Origin of the sequence: Neolewinella agarilytica (assembly GCF_900110645.1) — a bacterium.
Classification (GTDB): Bacteria; Bacteroidota; Bacteroidia; order Chitinophagales; family Saprospiraceae; genus Neolewinella; species Neolewinella agarilytica.
Genome location: NZ_FOFB01000018.1, coordinates 59,741 through 78,931, shown reverse-complemented (window position 1 = coordinate 78,931; position 19,191 = coordinate 59,741). Strand labels below are relative to the sequence as shown.

16 protein-coding genes and 1 tRNA gene are annotated in these 19,191 nt (G+C 53.9%); 10 read left to right on the top strand and 7 right to left on the bottom strand.

Going from position 1 to position 19,191, the window contains the following annotated elements; translation table 11 throughout:
- Positions 1 to 111 precede the first annotated feature (111 nt).
- Positions 112 to 549 carry a hypothetical protein gene (locus BM123_RS15885; protein WP_090170299.1) on the top strand — a complete coding sequence of 146 codons (438 nt, stop codon included), beginning with the start codon at positions 112 to 114 and terminating at the stop codon, positions 547 to 549.
- A 237-nt stretch (positions 550 to 786) separates the two neighbouring features.
- Here the strand turns inward: BM123_RS15885 and BM123_RS15880 are convergent, their stop codons facing one another.
- Together BM123_RS15880 and BM123_RS25005 are read right to left on the bottom strand one after the other, a co-directional pair.
- The gene (locus BM123_RS15880; protein WP_090170298.1) at positions 787 to 3,873 is read right to left on the bottom strand and encodes a DUF4961 domain-containing protein; all 3,087 of its coding nucleotides are present in this window, start codon (positions 3,871 to 3,873) and stop codon (positions 787 to 789) included.
- A 195-nt stretch (positions 3,874 to 4,068) separates the two neighbouring features.
- Positions 4,069 to 4,845 (bottom strand): RNA recognition motif domain-containing protein, encoded by a 777-nt coding sequence (locus tag BM123_RS25005; protein ID WP_090170296.1) that lies wholly within the window; start codon positions 4,843 to 4,845, stop codon positions 4,069 to 4,071.
- A 438-nt stretch (positions 4,846 to 5,283) separates the two neighbouring features.
- Here BM123_RS25005 and BM123_RS15870 point away from each other — a divergent pair, with 438 nt between their 5' ends.
- The gene (locus BM123_RS15870; protein WP_175489420.1) at positions 5,284 to 6,396 is read left to right on the top strand and encodes a C40 family peptidase; all 1,113 of its coding nucleotides are present in this window, start codon (positions 5,284 to 5,286) and stop codon (positions 6,394 to 6,396) included.
- A gap of 12 nt (positions 6,397 to 6,408) precedes the next feature.
- Here BM123_RS15870 and BM123_RS15865 read toward each other — a convergent pair whose 3' ends face one another.
- The 3 genes from BM123_RS15865 to BM123_RS15855 all read right to left on the bottom strand — a co-directional run bounded on the left by BM123_RS15865 (position 6,409) and on the right by BM123_RS15855 (position 9,032).
- Positions 6,409 to 6,759: a 2TM domain-containing protein gene (locus tag BM123_RS15865; protein WP_090170293.1), complete on the bottom strand. Its 351-nt coding sequence runs from the start codon at positions 6,757 to 6,759 to the stop codon at positions 6,409 to 6,411.
- Between the two features lie 87 nt (positions 6,760 to 6,846).
- Entirely contained in the window at positions 6,847 to 7,506 is a 660-nt protein-coding gene (locus BM123_RS15860; RefSeq protein WP_090170291.1) for a phosphatidylserine decarboxylase family protein, read from the bottom strand.
- A 59-nt stretch (positions 7,507 to 7,565) separates the two neighbouring features.
- Positions 7,566 to 9,032: a pyridoxal phosphate-dependent decarboxylase family protein gene (locus tag BM123_RS15855; protein WP_090170289.1), complete on the bottom strand. Its 1,467-nt coding sequence runs from the start codon at positions 9,030 to 9,032 to the stop codon at positions 7,566 to 7,568.
- Between the two features lie 300 nt (positions 9,033 to 9,332).
- Between BM123_RS15855 and BM123_RS15850 the strand changes: the two genes are divergently transcribed.
- The 7 genes from BM123_RS15850 (at position 9,333) to BM123_RS15820 (ending at position 15,185) form a co-directional block, all read left to right on the top strand.
- Positions 9,333 to 10,121, top strand: coding sequence for a hypothetical protein (locus BM123_RS15850; RefSeq protein WP_090170287.1), 789 nt, complete (start codon positions 9,333 to 9,335; stop codon positions 10,119 to 10,121).
- Between the two features lie 555 nt (positions 10,122 to 10,676).
- On the top strand, positions 10,677 to 11,969 hold the full coding sequence (locus BM123_RS15840) for a hypothetical protein (protein WP_139211912.1): 1,293 nt from the start codon (positions 10,677 to 10,679) through the stop codon (positions 11,967 to 11,969).
- 28 nt (positions 11,970 to 11,997) lie between these two features.
- Positions 11,998 to 12,417 (top strand): group I intron-associated PD-(D/E)XK endonuclease, encoded by a 420-nt coding sequence (locus tag BM123_RS23985; RefSeq protein ID WP_139211911.1) that lies wholly within the window; start codon positions 11,998 to 12,000, stop codon positions 12,415 to 12,417.
- Positions 12,418 to 12,427: 10 nt separating this feature from the next.
- A tRNA-Arg gene (locus BM123_RS15835) sits at positions 12,428 to 12,501 on the top strand.
- Positions 12,502 to 12,756: 255 nt separating this feature from the next.
- Positions 12,757 to 13,371, top strand: coding sequence for a hypothetical protein (locus BM123_RS15830; RefSeq protein WP_090170281.1), 615 nt, complete (start codon positions 12,757 to 12,759; stop codon positions 13,369 to 13,371).
- Positions 13,371 to 13,979, top strand: a complete 609-nt coding sequence (locus BM123_RS15825) for a nucleotidyltransferase family protein (protein ID WP_090170279.1) — start codon at positions 13,371 to 13,373, stop codon at positions 13,977 to 13,979. The genes BM123_RS15830 and BM123_RS15825 overlap by 1 nt, the downstream gene beginning before the upstream one ends.
- A gap of 114 nt (positions 13,980 to 14,093) precedes the next feature.
- On the top strand, positions 14,094 to 15,185 hold the full coding sequence (locus tag BM123_RS15820; protein ID WP_090170276.1) for an XdhC family protein: 1,092 nt from the start codon (positions 14,094 to 14,096) through the stop codon (positions 15,183 to 15,185).
- A 44-nt stretch (positions 15,186 to 15,229) separates the two neighbouring features.
- On the opposite strand, the gene BM123_RS15815 is transcribed toward BM123_RS15820, so the two are convergent.
- Together BM123_RS15815 and folP are read right to left on the bottom strand one after the other, a co-directional pair.
- Positions 15,230 to 16,372: a DUF4230 domain-containing protein gene (locus BM123_RS15815; protein ID WP_245748588.1), complete on the bottom strand. Its 1,143-nt coding sequence runs from the start codon at positions 16,370 to 16,372 to the stop codon at positions 15,230 to 15,232.
- A gap of 106 nt (positions 16,373 to 16,478) precedes the next feature.
- Entirely contained in the window at positions 16,479 to 17,378 is a 900-nt protein-coding gene (gene folP / locus BM123_RS15810) for a dihydropteroate synthase (protein WP_245748587.1), read from the bottom strand.
- Between the two features lie 85 nt (positions 17,379 to 17,463).
- Here folP and BM123_RS15805 point away from each other — a divergent pair, with 85 nt between their 5' ends.
- Positions 17,464 to 19,053 carry a hypothetical protein gene (locus BM123_RS15805; RefSeq protein ID WP_139211910.1) on the top strand — a complete coding sequence of 530 codons (1,590 nt, stop codon included), beginning with the start codon at positions 17,464 to 17,466 and terminating at the stop codon, positions 19,051 to 19,053.
- Positions 19,054 to 19,191: the final 138 nt, after the last annotated feature.

The following is a 19,191-nucleotide window of genomic DNA, read 5'->3' as shown; positions in this document are numbered from 1 at the left end:
CGCCCGAAAGCCTTCTCTCTCTGGTTAAAACCGACTTAAAAAACCCGGTGGGCTGCAACCCGGTAATGCCTCTTTCGGACCTTAGTAATACCTCAACTAAACAAGCCCGACATGAAGAACCTGTACATTCTTTTAGCTTTTTCCCTGATGGTTACCAGCGGTTGTTCCATAAGCGACCGAATTGAACGCCGTGAAGAGCGCCTGCTGGGCACCTGGGTGATTGACAGAGCTACCTTCGATGAAGATGGTGCTCTTTTCAATAATAACCTCACCGATGAGTTCCGCAACGACCGCATCACTTTCTTCCCGGACGGAACCCTGGAATACGTCGCCGGAAACGGAGAAGTGTTCGCGGGGCCCTGGTTCATTGACGCCCTCCGGGACCTGGACGATGATCTGGAATTTACCCTCGACGCCGACTTCTTCGATAACCGGGGCTTCCTCGCTTTCCGCTGGGTAGGGACCATTAGCCGACTTACCGAAAACAACTTCAATATCAACATTTCAGAAGTCGACGGAACGCTGCGCTTGCGTTGGGACAAGCTTTGAGGTTAGTCTCTTGCTTCGTTAGCTCGTTAGTCTTTCGGGCTGCCGCGTTTAGGAGGGGACTGCGTGTTGGTCTGTTGGTGAGTCGCAAAGCTGACTTACTTATTTCCTCCTAGTCGTTTTTTATACGGATACTTACGTGAGGAGCTCCAGCCTTATTTTTTGCCTCCCATGCCTCCCATGCCTCCCATGCCTCCCATGCCTCCCATGTGCGGTAGCCCAAAGAACCAAAAGACCAACCTACCGAACTACAAGACTGCGAACCGCCGTTCCCATTCCCCCCGAAACCCGGAGGAAATAAAGCCCCGCCGGCACCTCTCCCGTATTCAGTGAAAGCTGTTGCGGCCCGGAGGAGAGCTGGCTGTGGTAAAGCGAGCGAACTGCCCGCCCGGTCGCGTCCACGAGATCGATGCTTACGGGGCCGGCCTCTTTCAGCAAGAAGTCAAGGCGCAGACGCCCTCCCGTAGGGTTGGGACTCACCTCCAGCTGAAGCCGGGCGATGGCCCTGCTATTGGTGGAGGTGCTGAGGTCTCCGCCACCTCTTGCGATTGGGCGGTCAAGATAAACGTGGTGTTCTCCGGCTTCCAGATCAACCACCATGTCGGGGTCATTAACGGTGATGGATTCACCGGTGGCGTAGTCGTACCAGGTGCCGGCGAAGGGGAAAACACTGGCGGTGCGAACGGGGTTAACGTCAAAATTGCCCACAATGGCTGCCGTGCCGTCCGAGCCTTCGAGGTGGACAATCTTTGCGTCCCCTGACAGCTGCTGGCGGGAGATCGTGCCGTGAAGGAAGCTGTAGTTGTTGCGCAGAAAATTCAGATCCGCGATCCAGTTATAGACCTTTTGCCGGTCCGGGTCGTTGCGGTAATCCCAGCGGATGGGCTTATTGTCTACCCGGCAGTTCGGGTCAATACCGCCGCCAGGGCAGTAGTTGATGCTGAAGTCATACCCTAATTCCCCGAATTGCCAGAGCATTTTTGGTCCGGGAATGGTGTAAAAGAAGGTGGAGGCCAGTTGGATACGGCTAAGGCCGGTTGGGCGATTCTTAACGTTGTAACCATTGGCGGAGTTGCCAAATTGATCGTTCTTGAACTGCATCCGCTCTTCGTCATGGCTTTCCATATAGGCGACCAGCCGACGGCTATCGAATCCACGATTGCTGGCCAGAACCTCTCTGATGTTCCCGCCGTAGCCCATGGAGGCCTCCAGGTAAGCATCGTGCGGTTGGAAACCTGACCAGAAATACATCCCGTTTCCGTACTCGGCCAGTTCATTTTCTTCGCTGACCTCAGCCAGGTGTTCCATAATCATGTAGGTCTCATCGTCTATGCTCCAGATATGGTCGGCATAATCCTTCAGGATGGCGACGCGGCTGGCGTCATACTGGTTCCAAAAGCCGACATTGTTGCCGGAAAAAAGCTGAGTGAACCCCTTACTGAGGTCAAATCGGAAGCCGTCGATCCGAAACTCTTCGATCCAGTATTCGAGTCCGGTTTTCACGTACTCTTTCGTCAGGTCGCTTTCGTGGTTAAAGTCATAACCGACGTTGAAGGGGTGGCGGGCGGTGATGTTGAGGTAGGGGTTCTCCGCCGTAGGGCGGAAGGCGGCCTCGTCCCACCACATCCGGGCCAGCGGAGACTGGCCAAAAGCATGGTTGTAGACGACGTCCAGGATGACGGCCATGCCGCGGGCATGGCAGGCGTCAACGAAAGCTTTGAGGTCTTCGGGGCTGCCGTAGTATTTGTCCAGGGCCATGTGGAAACTGGGGTTGTAGCCCCAGCTCAGGTTGCCCTCAAATTCATTGAGGGGCATCAATTCGATGGCATTGACGCCGAGGCGTTCGAGATAATCCAGGGTGTCCGTCAGGGACTTAAAGCTATGGTCTTCGAGGAAGTCACGGATGAGGAGTTCGTAGACGACCATACGCTCGGGGTCCGGGCGATCGTAGGCGTCTTCGGTTTGCCAGTTGTAGGGGGCGACGGCGCGCCGGTGCCAGCTGACGATACCAGTAGTAGCAAGGCTTGGGTAGTCGGGTATACCCGCAAAGGTGGCCTCGCTGATGAAAGGATCGTTGTTGGGGTCCAGCACAAGGGTGCTGTAAGGGTCGGGCTGGCGCAGGTCGCCATCGATCAGGTATTGATACAGGAGGTCTTCTCCTTGTTCGAGGCCGGAGAGGGTGATCCAGAAGGTGGAACCATCAGCGGAGCGTTTCATCCGGCTTTCTGCCGTTGGGGTCCAGTCGTTGAAATTTCCGATAACGAAGACATCTGACTTGCCCGGCGCGCGCAGCTGCAGGGTAACTTCTCCGTTGTCTCCATCAACGGCTCCGGAACGTTGGCCGGCTGGTGGCTCAGCTGTTTCGGGCTCGCCGGTGACGAAGATCACGCGGTCAACTGCAGTTTCCCCGAGGTAGCTGCTACTTATCGTGTAGGTGGTTACTCCGGCGTTTGGCAAGCTTACACTCTCTGAAAAGTCTGTGGCATTTCCGGAAAAAAAGGTGTTGGTTCCATCGGAGAGAAGCAGGTCGCTGGAGATATAGGAAGTTCCGGTCAGGGAAACACTTTCGCCCGCTGCGGCAGAACTAAAGTCCCGGGAAGGTTCCGTAAACTCAACGACGAGTACCGCATCGAGAGTGAAACTCTCAGAAACTTCTTCCGTGCCCCGCCGCGCAACAAAACGAATGATGTGTTCTCCGGGAGTGGTGAAGACGAGCTCCGAGGCCAGTTCTACGTCGGTGGCTGAGGTGACCAGGGTCTCGTTGTCGTAGATCTCCAGGCTTGCCTCCGCCGTAGCGCCGGCTAAAACGGATAATGGTTTACCGAGCGGCCAGTTATCCTGGCCAGGGTTGCCAACCACGGTGAGGCCGAGGGCTCCGCCCCCGGCGCTAACGTCGACGAAGATGTCGGCTCCGCCAGTGGCTTTACCTTCCATCGTGCCGTCCGCATTACGGAAAACAAAGGCGATTTTCTGGATTTCTTCTCCCGCCGGTACGCTGAAATATTCCCGGATGCTGGGGCCGTAAGTATAGGTGAATTTATTGGGCTCGCCGGCTACCGGCGTGAGCTTCCAGTCTGCATTTGCAACTCCCCATTCGGTTTGTACGTACTTCCAGTCGCTTGGGCTGGAGCTGTTATTGGTAATGACGCCGGTATGGAGGTAGACATCGCAGTTGCAGTTGGCCAGCCCACCGGTACCCCGGGTGGCGTCAAAAGTGATGGTTACCGCCTGATCATCCGTTGGGGCGGCGGGGTCCGTGATGATCAACTGGGCCTGCAGGCCCAGGCTGACGCAGAGGGATAGTAGAAAGAGAAATGTCTTTTGCATGATCGAATGAAGTAAGGGTGGAATTCACTTGGTGTTACACGAATATACGCAGGCCGAAAAACCGCTGCCGGAACAATAGATTCTTGTCAGTATGATTTTCGGGGGTGACAAATCTACTGCTTGTCCAACAAAAAAAACACCCGTGAGCAGCTTGCCCACGGGTGTCTTTTGATTGGTCGATGACAATTAGGAGGATTAGTCCTGATTGTCGTAACGGCTGCTGTCGTCGCTGCGCGTCATACGCGGGCGCCGGCTGTGTCCGTAGTCATTGAAGTTGCCACGGCTTTCCATGTCATCGCTGGAGGAGTCACTGCGGTCATAGCGACCACGATCATAACGGCTTCCGCCGCCACCTTCGTCTCCGCCGCTGTTGCGGTCGAACCCGCCGCCGCGACCACCACGGTCATAACGGCTTCCGCCGCCGCTACCGCCGCGATCATAGCTTCCGCCGCCGCCGCCACGACCACCACGGTCGTAACCGCCGCCGCCGCCACGGTCGTAGCCGCCGCCGCCACCGCCACGGTAACCGCCGCCGCCGCCGCCGCCACGGTCGCCACCACCGCCGCCGCCGCCACGGCCACCGCCGCCGCCGCCGCCACCGCCGCCGCCGCCGCCGCCGCCGCCACCGTCACCGCCACCGCCGCCGCCGCCACGGTAACCGCCACCGCCGCCGCCGCCACCGCAACCGCCGCCGCCGCCGCCGTAGCCGCCACCGCCGCCACCGCCGCCACCTTGGCGATCGTTTTCTTTTACAACAATAGTGCGACCGTCAAGGTCGGATTGGTCCAGGGCCTCAATGGCCGCTTTGGCTTCCTCTTCGTTCGGCATTTCTACAAAACCGAAACCGCGCGAACGACCGGTCTCCCGGTCGAGGATGATTTTAACTGACTCTACTTCTCCGTAAGCGCTGAAGGTGTTCTGGAGAGTGTCCTCATCAGTATCCCAGCTTAACCGGGCAACAAATAAGTTCATAATAAAAAAGGAAAATGAAAAAAGAAGATGATATTGAAATAGCGGAAACTAAAAAAGGCGAAAGCGTAGAAACAAAGAACAAAAACATCTAGGATCTCTAAAAACAAATTAGCCTACTCAAAATCCGCTTGGTAAAGCGTTGATGGGAATAATCGTACAGTGACTATCCAAATACGAGACAAAAGTAGGGGCTTTAAAGTTGGTTTTTCGATTTTTCTTAACATTTGAGACAAGCAATCGGTGAAAAGTTGAGGATTTCCCTTGCTCAATTGACTTACCTTGCACCTGCGGGCCCTCGCTGAGCCTTCCTAAATGTCAGCGCTCCACACGCTTAATTTCTACCCAATGGCCATTCGGTTTTTACCTGCTCTTTTTCTCTGTTTACTACTTTTTAGTTGCCTGTCTGAGTCAGACAAAAAGGACAGCCGATACAGTAATTTGAACGATAATCTAGTCCTTCTCTCGAAGGAATTGGTGGCCGATAGAAGAACAGACCGGGCGGAGTTTGTACTTCGTTACGATGAAGACGACACGGAACTCAATGGATATACCACCCTGCCCGTGGCGCTGGATAGCCTGCAGGCACTCCTCAGGAGCTACCCGGAAATAGAGAATAAGGTCAGGCTTTTGCCGGACGCTGCGGTGGGAAACAAAACGGTAGGCATTATCAAAGTCTCCGTTGCTAACCTCCGGTCTGAACCCGGCCATAGCCAGGAGTTGGCCACCCAGGCTTTGCTGGGCACCCCCATCGAAGTCCTTGACCTGGTGGATAACTGGTGCCTCGTCCGGACTCCCGATCGGTACATCGCCTGGCTGGAGCCAGGCGCCTTTACGGCCATGACGGTTCCGGAAGCTAAAATTTGGCTTGAAGGAGAGCTGCTACGCCTGGTTCCCCCTTCCGGCTTTTTAACAGCAGCCCCTGGCGGCACCACCATTATATCTGACCTGGTGGCCGGCAACCTTCTGCGGCCTACCGGCCGCCAGCAAAGCCAATTCCTGGAACTCGCTTTACCTGATAATACTCTGGGCTGGGCTCCGAAGGCCGATTTCGAACCCTCCGGTAACTGGCAAAGCCCCGATGCCTTGTCTACGGATCGTTTACTGGAGGCCGCCCGCAAACTGGCGGGCCGTCCTTACCTCTGGGGTGGGACCAGCCCGAAAGGCATGGACTGTAGTGGCTTCACCAAAACGGCTTATTACTTAAACGGCTACGTGATCCCAAGAGATGCCAGCCAGCAGGTTCATGCCGGAGTGGAAGTTGAGCTAACGGATGATTTTAAAAACCTTGAAGCGGGAGATTTACTGTTCTTCGGCCGCTTTCGGGAGGATGGCAGTGAGAAGATTACCCACGTAGGGGTTTATCTCGGCGATGGGCAATTTCTGCACGCGGGAGCGGACAACGGACGCATTACCACCAACTCCCTGCGGGCAAGTGCCCCGGACTACGCCGAACACCGACTGAAGAGTCTGCTTCGGGCCAGACGTTTATCACCTGATTCTAAAGGTGTTTTGACGGTAAATGATGCTTTCCGTTCGCTGTTGACGAAGTGAGGGAATGGGACTTTATACAAGGTCTTCCTCACTATAGCCCCGATCATCGAGTTCCCGCAGAGGAATTTTTCTCGGCTGGTCCCGCAGATCGGGTAGCGGGCCCGAAAACTCTATGTCCTCTTCTTTCGGGTGAACGTCTTCCGGATCCTTAAGCGGCCCATAAAGACTCAAGCCCTGCATGGCCACCCCGATACCCCAGCCCAAAATGGGCCAGATGGCCCAGAATTGATGGCTGCCTCCCAGAATATTGAGAGCGATAAAGAAAACACTCATGACCAGATAGGTCCTGAAATGACGCTTAAAATCAATCTGCTTTTCGCGGAGTGTCTTCTCTTCGTATTTGGGTTTGCGTTTACGGCTCATGATGTAGGAACGTAGAAATTAGTAAGGTGTTATTTTCGGTAGTATCGAAAATACAACAAGAAAATTAATGCTAAAAGAGCCTTCTCGTCAGAGGCGGGCAATAATGGTCTTGTTTCCCTTTACCTTCTGATTCAGTTCTACCTCTGTTTTGGTGCCCAGGGGAAGAAAAATATCTACCCGACTGCCAAATTTTATAAATCCAAAATCTTCTCCCTGCCGTACGGCCTGGCCGACTTCCAGGTAGTTCTTAATGCGCTTAGCCAATGCTCCGGCGATTTGGCGAAGTAGAATTTCTGTCTTCCCGTTATCAATAACAACGGTCGTTCTTTCGTTTTCCGTACTGCTTTTTGGGTGCCAGGCAACCAGGTATTTGCCCGGGTGGTAGGCATTATACTTTACCTCGCCACCAATGGGGTTACGGTTTACGTGCACATTAACCGGAGACATGAAAATACTCACCTGAAGCCGTTTGTCTTTGAAGTACTCCGTCTCGACGGCTTCTTCAATTACTACTACCTTCCCGTCCGCCGGAGCGTAAACAATAGAGTCGTCTTCAACGGGCACCAGTCGGGGCGGATTACGAAAAAACTGTAGCACGGTAAGGAAGAGGACCAGACTGATCCCGGCAACCAGCAGCGCGATTGCGGGGAATTGCCAAAAGGCCAGTGCGGTAATGACGCCAAGGATAATAACCAGTATCAGGAGCATTCGGCGTCCCTCAGCGTGTATGCGAAGTGGTGATTTCAAGGTTGGGCTTTTTGAATGCGTAAAGATAATAGTAACGTAGATCGGGCAGGTTAGTTGGCTTAAAATACGGGCATTCCACTCCTAAAGGCTACCTGAGCTTCTCCGCGAGCCTTTACTTCCTGTAACATTTTGTCCACGTGCCCCCTGGAAGTCATGGGGTTAGTGAAGGTGCAGCGGAGCCAAACGAGGCCACGTAATTTGGTTTGGACAATGTAGAAATCTGTTTCCTGAATGATTTGAGCGCGGATCATCTGGTTGAGCCCGTTCACTTCTTCTAAGGAAAGTCCCGTCGTTTTGGGGTGATACCTGAAGCAAACAATGTTGGTCTCTGGCAGCACCGCCAGTTCCAATTCCGGTGTTTGACGAACGGCCACCGCACAATGGGCCGCAATGCCATTTACGGAGGTGAGGTAATCCCGGAAGACCTCCGGTCCGTATACGGAAAGGAGACTGAAAACACGCAAGCTCATCATGTTCTTGGTACACTCGAAGGTGCGCCGCCCCATATTGGCCCAGTCTTCTTCACCGGAATCAAAACTTAACAGGTATTCTGCCTTTTGATGAAACGTGCGATAGGCATCACTGCCGTTTTTAAAGAAAACACCAGTAGTCAGCCCTGGTGTCATCATCGTTTTATGGAAATCGACAATGACGCTGTCCGCCCGGTCCATTCCGCGAACCAGGTCCCGTCGGTCAGGGTCCAGGTACTGAGCACCACCATGCGCTCCGTCAACGTGAAACCAAAGCTTGTGCCGTTCCGCAACCTCCGCAATGGAGTCCAAGTCGTCAAAACTTCCCGTACTTGTTGTTCCCGCACTGCCAATGATGGCCAGCGGTGTCAGACCCTTTTTGCGTGCTTCAGCGATGAGACCGTCCAGCTCTTCGGTTTTCATTTTATAGGCTTCATCTGATGGTACGTTGATTATGCCTTGTTCTCCCCAACCCATAATCCGCACGGCGCGGTCAATGCAGTAGTGGGCCTGCTCATTAACTAAAACGCAGGGACGGAAGGGACCATTACCTGCCTGCCAGGCATCCCCTTCGGGCCATTTAGCGGCTCTGGCAGCAAGTAGCGCGGTAAGATTGGCCAGGGTGCCGCCGTTGGTCATAAAGCCACCCGTGGCAGAAGACAGGCCCAGCATGTTAGCGAAAGCTTCCATTACGAGCCTTTCCATTACGGCTCCGGTACTGCCCATCTCATAAATGGCCGTGCTTCCATTAATAATACCGTTAAGCAGATCTCCCAGCGCGCTAAGTGGAGCTGGTGGATTTACCTGGTGACCCATGTAGGCAGGAGCGTGCAGGTGCAGACTGTGGCGAAGCATGAGTTCATACAAATCCTCCGGCTTAGTCTTGTTGTTTGACAGCAAAGACCGGAAGGTGGACAGTAAATCCTCTGGTGCAACGAGCGGATTGGCGGGCAGGGTGGGGCAGGCTTCCAGGTAGTCAGCCAGCTGGTCCACCAGGGCGTGGCCCTGGCGGCGGAAGTCGCCGGGAGCATAAACTTGTTCAAGTAGCGGTGTCATGTACGGAATAGTTATGGGGCAATAGTACACTTTTTGGGGCAGTCATCAGGATATCACAAAGGACTTGGCGCAGCCGCAGGTGCAAGCAATGGTTAATGGCATGGGTAAAGCCCGGAAAACGGTTTTCCAAACTTTATGGAGGTTCTTTTAAGCTTGTTTTGTAATCAAAAAAGTTTCATTTTTGCGTTTTTATTGAGTTGTAGATGTTTTTGGCGTTAAAAAGTGAAAAATTATTTGTTTTAAAGTTGCTTTTAATTCAAACAAAGCCTAAATTTGTTTTATCAACAGCGGTTTTCAAACATGGATTTACAAATTCTCATCAGTAAGAAAGGTACCCGGGTCGTGAAGGCTACGGAGCTCCACCGGGCACTTGGCCTGGCGGACCATCATTACCAAAACAATGTTCGTCATTGGTTGAAGGATGTCTTTCAGTTTACGGATGGCATCCGCCGGCCTGAAGGTCTGAAAGACTATGCCCGTTCTCCCCAAAGCAAAGGGGCGCTGATGCAGGAGTACTACCTTCAGCTGGAGTTGGCCAAGCTCATTGCTCTAAGCAGTAAGTCGAAGGTCAAGCAAGCCATCGCCACTAAGCTCAGTAAAGAAGAAAAAGTATATCCGGAACACGTTAGCCTTACCGCTGCAGAAACGCTTGAACTACTCGAGCAAACAAAAGCGATGGCCCGCATCAGCTGCCAAAAAGCAGCGGAGAGCCGCCACTTGGCTTATTACACTTCTAAGCGGGGATCGAGTGAGTTCTGGAACCACTTCCGTAAGGAAAATGTAGTACTGACTACTATGGCCGATCTCCGTGACCAACTCGAACATCGCGGACAGAAACCCTCCGCCCGCTTTGATCTCCGTGATCTGCTGATCCGTGCAGATGCCTATGAACTTATCCGGGTAGGCATCATCGATCACTACGCTGCACTGGGAAATTCCCTGCCCTACGCTCAGGAGCTCGGCCGGTTGGCAAAAGAGCTGGCTATCCAACTCCGCCTCGAAGTAGTAGATGACCGTAAGGGTGACCTCCTCTTCGCTCCGGTTGCGGACGCGGAAGTTGTCCGGAAGTTGCAACGGGTAGCGGCCTGATTGGAATGACCTGTCTTCGCCCTTCAAGGGCGATTCACCTCGTGGTTGCTTGCGGTAGAATTCTAGAACGGAATAGATAGAAACCTATCCTAATAAGCGGTTATTTCCCCTTCCCCGCTGCGAAGCAGCCTTTCTCCCTTCTGCGTCCACTCCTCCTTCCGCGTCCTTCTGCGTGAAACTCCTCCGTCTACGTAAGTCCCTCTGTGATCACCTCCGCGCCCCTCCGTGTTTCCCCTTCCTCGCTGCGGAGCAGCCTTTCTCCCTTCTGCGTCCACTCCTCCTTCCGCGTCCTTCTGCGTGAAACTTCTCCTTCTAGGTAAGTCCCTCTGTGATCACCTCCGCGCCCCTCCGTGTTTCCCCTTCCCCGCTGCGGAGCAGCCTTTCTCCCTTCTGCGTCCACTCCCCCCTCCGCGTCCTTCTGCGTGAAACCTCTCCTTCTACGTAAGTCCCTCTGTGATCACCTCCGCGCCCCTCCGTGTTTCCCCTTCCCCGCTGCGAAGCAGCTTTTCCCCCATCCACAACCTCCTTTCCCTCCCCACGCCCTATTTTGCCGCGATGAAGCAAGATCTCATCCGCCCCTTCCTGTTATTCTTTCTTTTCTCCGGTCTGTCTGTGCTTACCGCCCAGACCGAAAAGGACTCCCCCACAAGTTTCAAAAACTGGGAAATTAAGCCCATCCTCGGCGTTCAGCTCTGGAGTACTTACACTATGGGTCATCAGGACTATGTGCCTGAATCCGATACGTACGTTGATGCTTCCGACCGTCTAAACTTTCTCGTCCGCCGGATGCGCTTCGGCTCAACGGCAAAGATTGGTGACCGGCTTTTTCTGAAGTTTCTGGGTGCCGCCGACTGGATCGGTGAAGACCAGCGATCCGGCCCTCCCGGAGGGGTCAACAACGGCGCGTTCCCTAATGCCCAAATCTGGGACATCTTCGCTCAGTACAAACTCAGCCCTAAAAGTGAGGCCCTGTACGTGATCGGTGGTTACCTGCGCCCGCCCGTTGGGCGGGAGAGCATGAGCGGTGCTCTGGGAACGAGTAGTATGGAAAAAGGATTCAACCAATGGTATATGCGACAGCACCTGACGGGAACGGGCCCTGGTGGCGCCGGAGGTGTTTATCTTGGAGGGCTTTCGTCTTTGTCAGAAAAGATTCACGTCGATTACCGGGCGGGTGTTTTTAACCCGCAGAACAACGGGATTACGGGCGGACGCACCTCCAGTTCCCTGTTGGTAAGCCGACTCAACTTCATGTTCGGTGATCCGGAGAAGGAGACCTGGACGTACGGCCTGCCCGCCGCGAATAGCTTTGGTAAACGCCGCACCGTCGCATTGGCTCTTAACCTCGCCAACGAAGGCCCGACCGGCGCTGCTCCGGAAGGCACCTCTCTTCTGGGGGTTGATGGTTTGATTAACCTTGGCCACTTTCACCTCGAAGGCGAATACCATCGAATGATCCGCAAGTCATCAGAGCCCGACCTGGAATCCGCCACCTGGATGATCCGTACCGGGGTGAACATTGATGTTTCCCCCGCTGGTGCTGACGTACCACGATATCTGGAGCCCAGTCTGATGTTTTACGGCTTCGACGGCACGACGGATATTGAGGACTATCCTGCCGTGTTAGCCACCAACTACTTTGGGGGTAGGGAGACGATCATCAATGCCGGCGTGAATTATCACCTGGTACCGGGCAAAGTCCGCATCGGCTTGCACTACACCGCCATCTCCGGAGACCGGGGAGATCTGCCGGCCGATGGCCAGCTCAGTCACTACTTCTCTCAGCCCGGTGTCGGGGGCATTCAGCGGGGAGATTATGCAGGGTTTGAGTTGATTTTGAATTATTAGTATTTGAAACTTTTTGTTATTTTGCATAATGTATCATCATACTAAAAACAAAGGAGATGTTGGAGTCGGATTTGTTATCGCAGACCTGATGTCAAAAGGCATTCATGTTTGCTTACCCATTTCCGAACATCTGCCTTTTGACCTCATCGCCGTCTATCCTGAAGGTCGGTTATCCCGTCTTTCAGTAAAGTATAGATCCGTGACCAAAGGAAGGATAGAGGTTGGGTTTAAGTCAACTTATTCCACCTCAAAAGGTATTTCCGTAGTTCCAATTGATAAATATATGGTTGACGCTATTGCGATATACTGCCCTGATACCAAGGAGGTTTATTACGTTGATCATCATAAATTTAACACCTCTGTTATTCTAAGAATTGATCCTCCTATGAACAATCAAACTAAAGGCGTTAACTTTGCGCGCAACTTTAGAGATCCTTTCGATCTTTAAGATAGTATCCGCTCCGTTAGCTCAGCTGGATAGAGCAGGGAACTTCTAATTCTCAGGTCATAGGTTCGAGTCCTATACGGGGTACTTTCAAAAGGGCAGTCGTGAAAACGGCTGCCCTTGCTCATTTTCAAGAAGGAGGAATCGGCTAAGTCATCGTGCAGGCTACGGCGGTGGTGCGTTCAGATGGACTTAGTGCGGGACAAAAGTCAGGGGCGGCGGTAAGCATTGCTCCCCACCTTTTACTTTGCACCTGCGTCCGCGCCCACCTCCGTTAGATAGGCAATCGAACAAAGCTTATCACCGAGTGCTTTATCTTCGACCAACGAAAAACCAACACCCATGAAATTTATCAAAGTTATTTTCCTGTTTCCGCTACTGTTTTTATTCAGCGCCTGTGGCGGAGATGCCCCGGAAACGATGGACGACCGGACATCAGAAGAAGGCACAGGAGAAGCCATATTAGAGGATCCCAACGGAGACAACACGGATAACTACGCCATTGACAATGAAGACCCCTACCTGATTTCGACCGATGGTTTACTGGGCATGACGCCGGGGAAATTGCTGGCTGATTTCTCCGCAGGCCTCCGGGAAGGAAAGTTAGATACCCCCGAGGGGGAATTTGATGTCTTGTACATCGACGGTGCTGAAGGCGAAGAACTCGGCTACCTGGTTCCGGAGCCCCGCGACGAAAGAATGATCGGAGAGATCACCATTACTTCCTCCAAAGTAGTGACAGCACCGGGCCTGCGGGTGGGTAACACTTTTGCCGAATTGCAAGAACGCCTGGCGGGCGACCTGGAAGTCTATGGATCCGAAGTGGAAGGCCGCACTTATGCCGTCAGCGATGGCGTCTGGTACCGTTTAGATGCCGGTAACTGGATGCAGGACGTAGATCAGGGCTCCATTCCGCCGGATACTAAGGTCATCGAAATTGTACTGCCCCGTATCTGATGGCGGAAGAAAGCCACCCACTGCTGGTTACCATTATTCTCGCCGCCGGGGAATCCCGGCGGATGGGGAAGCCTAAGCTTTTTCTGGATGTGGGGAAGGGGAGTATGCTTCAGCATGCTGTCAATGTCGCACTTGATCACCCTTTAGTGGTCGTCACCGGGGCATATCCTGTACAGACACAAGACCACCTGTCAGGAATCGAAGGCATCACCTTTGCGCATAACCCCGACTGGGAAAAGGGGATGGCCTCCAGTATTGCCATTGGCGTGCGTGCTGCCAGCCGATACAATCCGGCAGGTTACTTCATCACCCTGGCGGATCAGCCGTCCTTAAGTGTGGAGTCTCTTGCTTTACTGGCAGACTCTTTTCTACGAAATCCCGATAAGATCGTCGCTACCTGGTATCCTGAGCGGCTTGGCGTCCCCGCCATCTTTCCCGCCCGCTATAAAGATGATCTTCTATCCGGCGAAGGGCAGCGAGGTGCCCGTTCCTTGATCAAAGAGGCAGGAGACGAAGTAGAAGTTGTCCGTTTTCACCAACCGCCCGTTGATATTGACACCCCGGAAGAGTATCGAAACTGGATAGAGGACAGAACTAAGCGCTACTAAAGCAATTCTTCTACCATTCTGAAAGGAACAGGCTGCCCCACTGAGCTCCATTTTCTTCGGGTACCGCGGTGGTTGCCACCTCCAAGTCCGCCCCCCAACGTACCTTGCCATCCCATGCAGGAAATCCGTCAAATCATTCAGCTTTACGATGAACTGAAGGCCGAGGAAGTCGCCTGTGCGCTGGCCGTAGTGGTAAGCGTTGAGCAATCGTCTTACCGGCGGGTCGGAGCCCGCCTGTTGGTGTCCGAAGACGGCCGCTACGTAGGGGGCATCAGCGGAGGCTGCCTGGAGGGCGACGCGCTGCGGCGCGCCCGGCGCGCCATCCTGGCCGGCAAGCCTTCCACCCACGTCTACGATACGGTTGACGGGGAAGATGCCGTCATTGGCATTGGTCTTGGTTGCGAAGGCCGGATTGAAGTATTGTTTCTGCCCCTGAGGTTCACGCAGGCAGACAATGAAATTGAAATCCTCCGCCAATTAGCAGGAACCCGTACCCCCCGCGTGATTACCCGCTTGCTGAAGTCCGACGGACCGTCAATGACCATGGGCTACCAGCCTCGCACGGAGGATCAATTAGAAGAGTTGGGAGAAATACTGGGACATCCCCTCGCAGAAGTTGGTCGTAGTATCCTCGCTGAAGGAAGAAGTAAGGTCGTTGAGATCGCCAACGGGGCAGGGCGTAAACAAGTCGTTTATTTCGAAGTGCTGCAGCCCGAAATTCACTTGGTGGTAACCGGTACCAATTACGATATACCCGCTACACTCATCGCTACCAGAAATCTTGGCTGGCACACCACCGTGGTGGGCGCACGACGAAAATTTACCAGCGAAATCAGCCGTTTAGCCGATCAAATCCTCGATTACAGCCAGGTTGATGAAGTTAGCCTGGACGCTGCCACTGCCGTCGTTCTGATGTCTCATGACTATGACTGGGACCGTAAAATGGTTAAGCACTTTCTTCCCCGACAGCCAGCCTATTTCGGTATGCTCGGGCCCCGTAAACGAGTGAAGAAAATGGCGGATAGCCTGAAGACAGATTCAACACTAAACCTGCTGGAGTACCCCAACCTGTATTCTCCCGTAGGCTTAGACATCGGTGCTGAGACACCTCCGGAAATTGCCGCCAGCCTGATCGCCGAAATCATTATGGCTTTCCGTGGCCGCAGCGGGGGAGCGCTCCGAAACCGGAAGGGGAGTATTCACTGAGGCGGTTTTCCGGAAGTACTATCTTCTTCGCTAAGGCATCCGTTTTAGCCCAGGTCGCCTTGCGTTGTCCGCGTAGGTGCCGCTTGAAATTGCACTTCAATTTTGTAGTTAGGCCCAATACCCCGCACCACGGGTTGAAACATCGTGTTCATAAGTTCCCGGGCCTGGGTTTTGGATTTGCTCATGATGTTGCTCTCAAGGGCTTCTGCCCGAAAAGCTTCCCGCAGACTGTTTACCCCTTCGTTAATGTTGACACTCTCAATTTCCCGCATCCAGCCGATGTCTAGCTTTTCAATTTTGGGAAGTACTTCATGGCTGAGAATCATGGGTTCCGGAAGCGTGATGAGCACCGTTTTACTTCTCTCGTCGAGGTCAACGGTGAAGTAGTCGTTGAGTCGGAAACCAACCTTAAGAATGGAAATGGCGGTAATCTCTACGTCGGTTTCTGATACATTTAGTCCCCAGATAGAAGTCTGAAGTTGTTTGTTGATACCTTTTTTATCCCGGACCTCCATGGTGGCCAGTTCCCCGATCACATTTTCGACTTTCTGCTGAAAGAGCCCTTTACTTTGACTGAAATCATCAATGGCGGCCCGTTCTGCCATCCGGGCCATCATGGGCTTCAGTGCTTCGCCGGTAGCTATTTTACAGGGGTTTTGTACGTCAGCTCCCTTGGCGAGGATATTCCCGTTACGCGTTCGGATCACGGCAGCAATAACCTTGTTGACCATGAAGCAGGTGTAATTTGACGCAACTTCCTCGAAGATCTCCGTCAGTTTACGGCCGCCTTCTTCATACCAGGCCTCGTACACCGCAGCGGAGGTATCCCGCATTCGCATAAAGTCCGTGTAATAGAGGTCTTTCATTTGGGGGTGTTGCCGATCGTATTCCCGTAATACTTCCGTCCGCAGGCTGTCATTGAGTCCCATCCGGTTGCTTACGTGCTTTAGTATATCTGTATTGATATCATAGACGAGCTGATCAAACTCCCGGCGGTAACGCAGGGGGTTTTGCAGGATAGCTAACGCCGTCTCCGGGTCGATCGTCACCTGGAAATCTGCGGGCATATACTGCAGCTGATACTCCGCAGGCTTAGCCAGGAAGCTGCCGGGGGTGCCCCGGTAATACTTATAGGCCAGGGTGCCGAGAATGCCCGTGATGAGCACCACGATTAGCATCTGCGTCATATTGGTTTTCTTCGCAGGGGGTCTTCCTTCAGGCATATACTCATTAAGTAGCGTCGGCCGTTGGGCCGACTGGGTTACGCCGACCTTCAGGTCGGTTGATCAAACATTAAATGGTCGGAGCAGCCTCCAACAAGTCAAACAATTGGACGGACTGAACGGCTTCCGTCACATCATGAACGCGCAGAATATCTGCTCCCTGCTGCAGGGCAAAAAGGTGGAGAGCAGTAGTTGCACTCAGGCTTTCTGCGGCCGTTATCCCCAGTGGTCGCCAAATGGATGACTTCCGGCTGATGCCCGCCAGAACCGGCACGCCCAGCTGTTTGAAAACAGACAAATTGCGGAGTAGTTCGTAATTCTGCTGTACGGATTTACCGAAACCCCAGCCGGGATCGACAATGATGTCATTTACGCCGGATTCCCGCAGGGAGATCATTTTTTCCGCCAGGAAGTCCCATACGGCGGTGACGACATTGTCGCCGTAGCTGTCCGTAAACTGCTGCATATCTTCCGGGCTGCCGGGCATGTGCATCAAGACGTAGGGAACACGAAGTTCGGGTAGAAGTGGAAATAAGTCCGGGTCGAATTTTCCGGCGCTGATGTCATTGATGATGGCCGCGCCTGCCCTCACAGCAGCCCGGGCAGTATCTGCATAGATTGTGTCACAGCTGACGTAAGCTTCCGGCAGAGCCGCCATGATGGCTTCAATAACGGGCTGCACCCGGTCAATTTCTTCTGCCGCAGAAATCAGTTTTGCACCGGGCCGGCTACTCATTCCCCCAACGTCCAGAAAGGTAGCTCCTTCTTTCAGCATATTCCCCGCCCGGTCAACAGCCTGCTGTACGGAAGCCACCCGGCTGTCGGCGTGGAAGCTGTCAGGGGTGACGTTCAGGATCCCCATGATGAGTGGGCGTTCAGAAACGAGGAGACGACCGTTGCAGTTTAGTGTCATATGGTAGCGCCGGCCTTCAGACCGGAGGTGGTTAGCGCTGGCATTGCCGCCAGACAAACGCTAAGATATTAGCAAAAACTAATTACGAGGCGAATTCCCTAACTTTGCTTGACTGATACCGGCCTTGAGGCCGCTGATAAAAATGATGTATACCGAACAGAACATCCGGGGTCTGGCGATTAATTTTTTGCGCCAGCACTACAAGCACCGGCCTCGGTCGGGGACGAGTGGTACGCGGGTGGTCTCAAAAGTGCATTACTATCAGGGCGTAACGATTGATGCCCGCCTGGCCTATCAAAAACCAGACTTAAGTTGGTTTACGGCAACGGTGGAGGCAACGAGTCTTGATCGGGCGCACGAGGTGTTGTACCGGGTTAATTACTTCCGGATCGCGATGCACGCGATGGCGTTTACGCTGGCGGTCATGGTCTTCTTTCTGGCGCTGACGCAGGTGCAGGGGGAGTCCGTTTGGCAGTGGTTTGGCCGCCCGAAGGTTTACCTCTTTTTACTGACAAGTACATTCGCCACCTTTGGCCTGGCGGCCATCATCCTGAGCCGGATTAAATACTACCGGTACATCTATGCCATTGCCCAGTTTATTCGTTTTCATGCGGATGCACAGTGGGTGGCCTTCGATAAGCAGATTTTTGAAAACGTTCCCCGGCGGTACTACGAAGAGCTGGAAAGACAGTGCATTCGCTTTGGCTTCGGGCTGATGGAAGTAGGGGAGGAGAATAAGGTCCGCTGGGTGATTGAACCCAGCCATATTGACCAGTTTGCGGGCAGCCGGAGCCGATTGCCGGTGTGGGTAGCTGCCGTTCAGGCACCGCCGCTCATGCGGCGGCTCCAAAAATCATTGCCCCTGGGGAAAGTCCCTGCACCTGCGGCCGCGCCCCCCGTGCCAACTGATGGATTAACGGACCCGCTGGACGTAGGTAGTTACCTGCCCAGTGCCGTCGTCCGTGAGGCAGATTACGCCGCCGCCGTCGTCCCCGCCAGGCGGGGCCGGACACCCTGGTATAAGCAGCCCGTTCGCTTCACCAAAAGCCTCCGCTGGAAGGCTCGTAATGCTTATCGTTCTCTCTACCCGGACGAAATCAGAACCCGCCCCGGTTACTATGAACTCCCCGGGTGGCTGGTGGCCACGATCTTCGTGCTGCTCCTGCTGCTGAGCTACCTCTTCTATGAGCAGTCGCGCTGGGAAGTAGTGGCCCGGCCGGGAGACAAAGACGCCGTCACCGAGCTGCCACCACTCGAACCAGCCGCCTCCCCCGAACGCAGTGACGCCAGCCCGGAGCTCTTACCCGGTGAGTACGACCACCGCCTCTCCTCTAATGAAGTGGTGCCGGAGCGCGAACTCCGCGTAGACCCGCCTTCCATCGTGGAGGCAACCGTAGAGACTGACGTGATTCAGGTATATCGCATTACGGAAGACGGAGAGGCAAGCATCGACTACGACTGTCTGCCGCTCTACCAACTCACGGGTACTTTCTATCTGCTCGAAGAAGGGCGCTATCCGGAGTATTCCATTGCCCTCGAAAGAGCTAAGTACCTCAATGGCCGCTACGGGATGGCCACTACGGTTGCGCTCAACAACTGTGTCGAAGTCGGACGTTCCGGATACCTGATTTATCTCGGGGAGATACTGGAAAGTGAAGCGAGTGCCAACTTCCGTCTCCGCCAGTTACTGACGGATTTTGGGTTGGAGACAGAAGTGCTGGTGGTGAAATAGCAGGATAGTATTTCGTAGGAATCACGGCTCGAACAGGCGTCGCTTACAGGCACAGGGCACGCCCTGTGCCTGTAAGTTAGCATCATCGTAGGGAAATCGAAATAAGTTAGAGTACCTTATGGTAACACCACTGCTAAC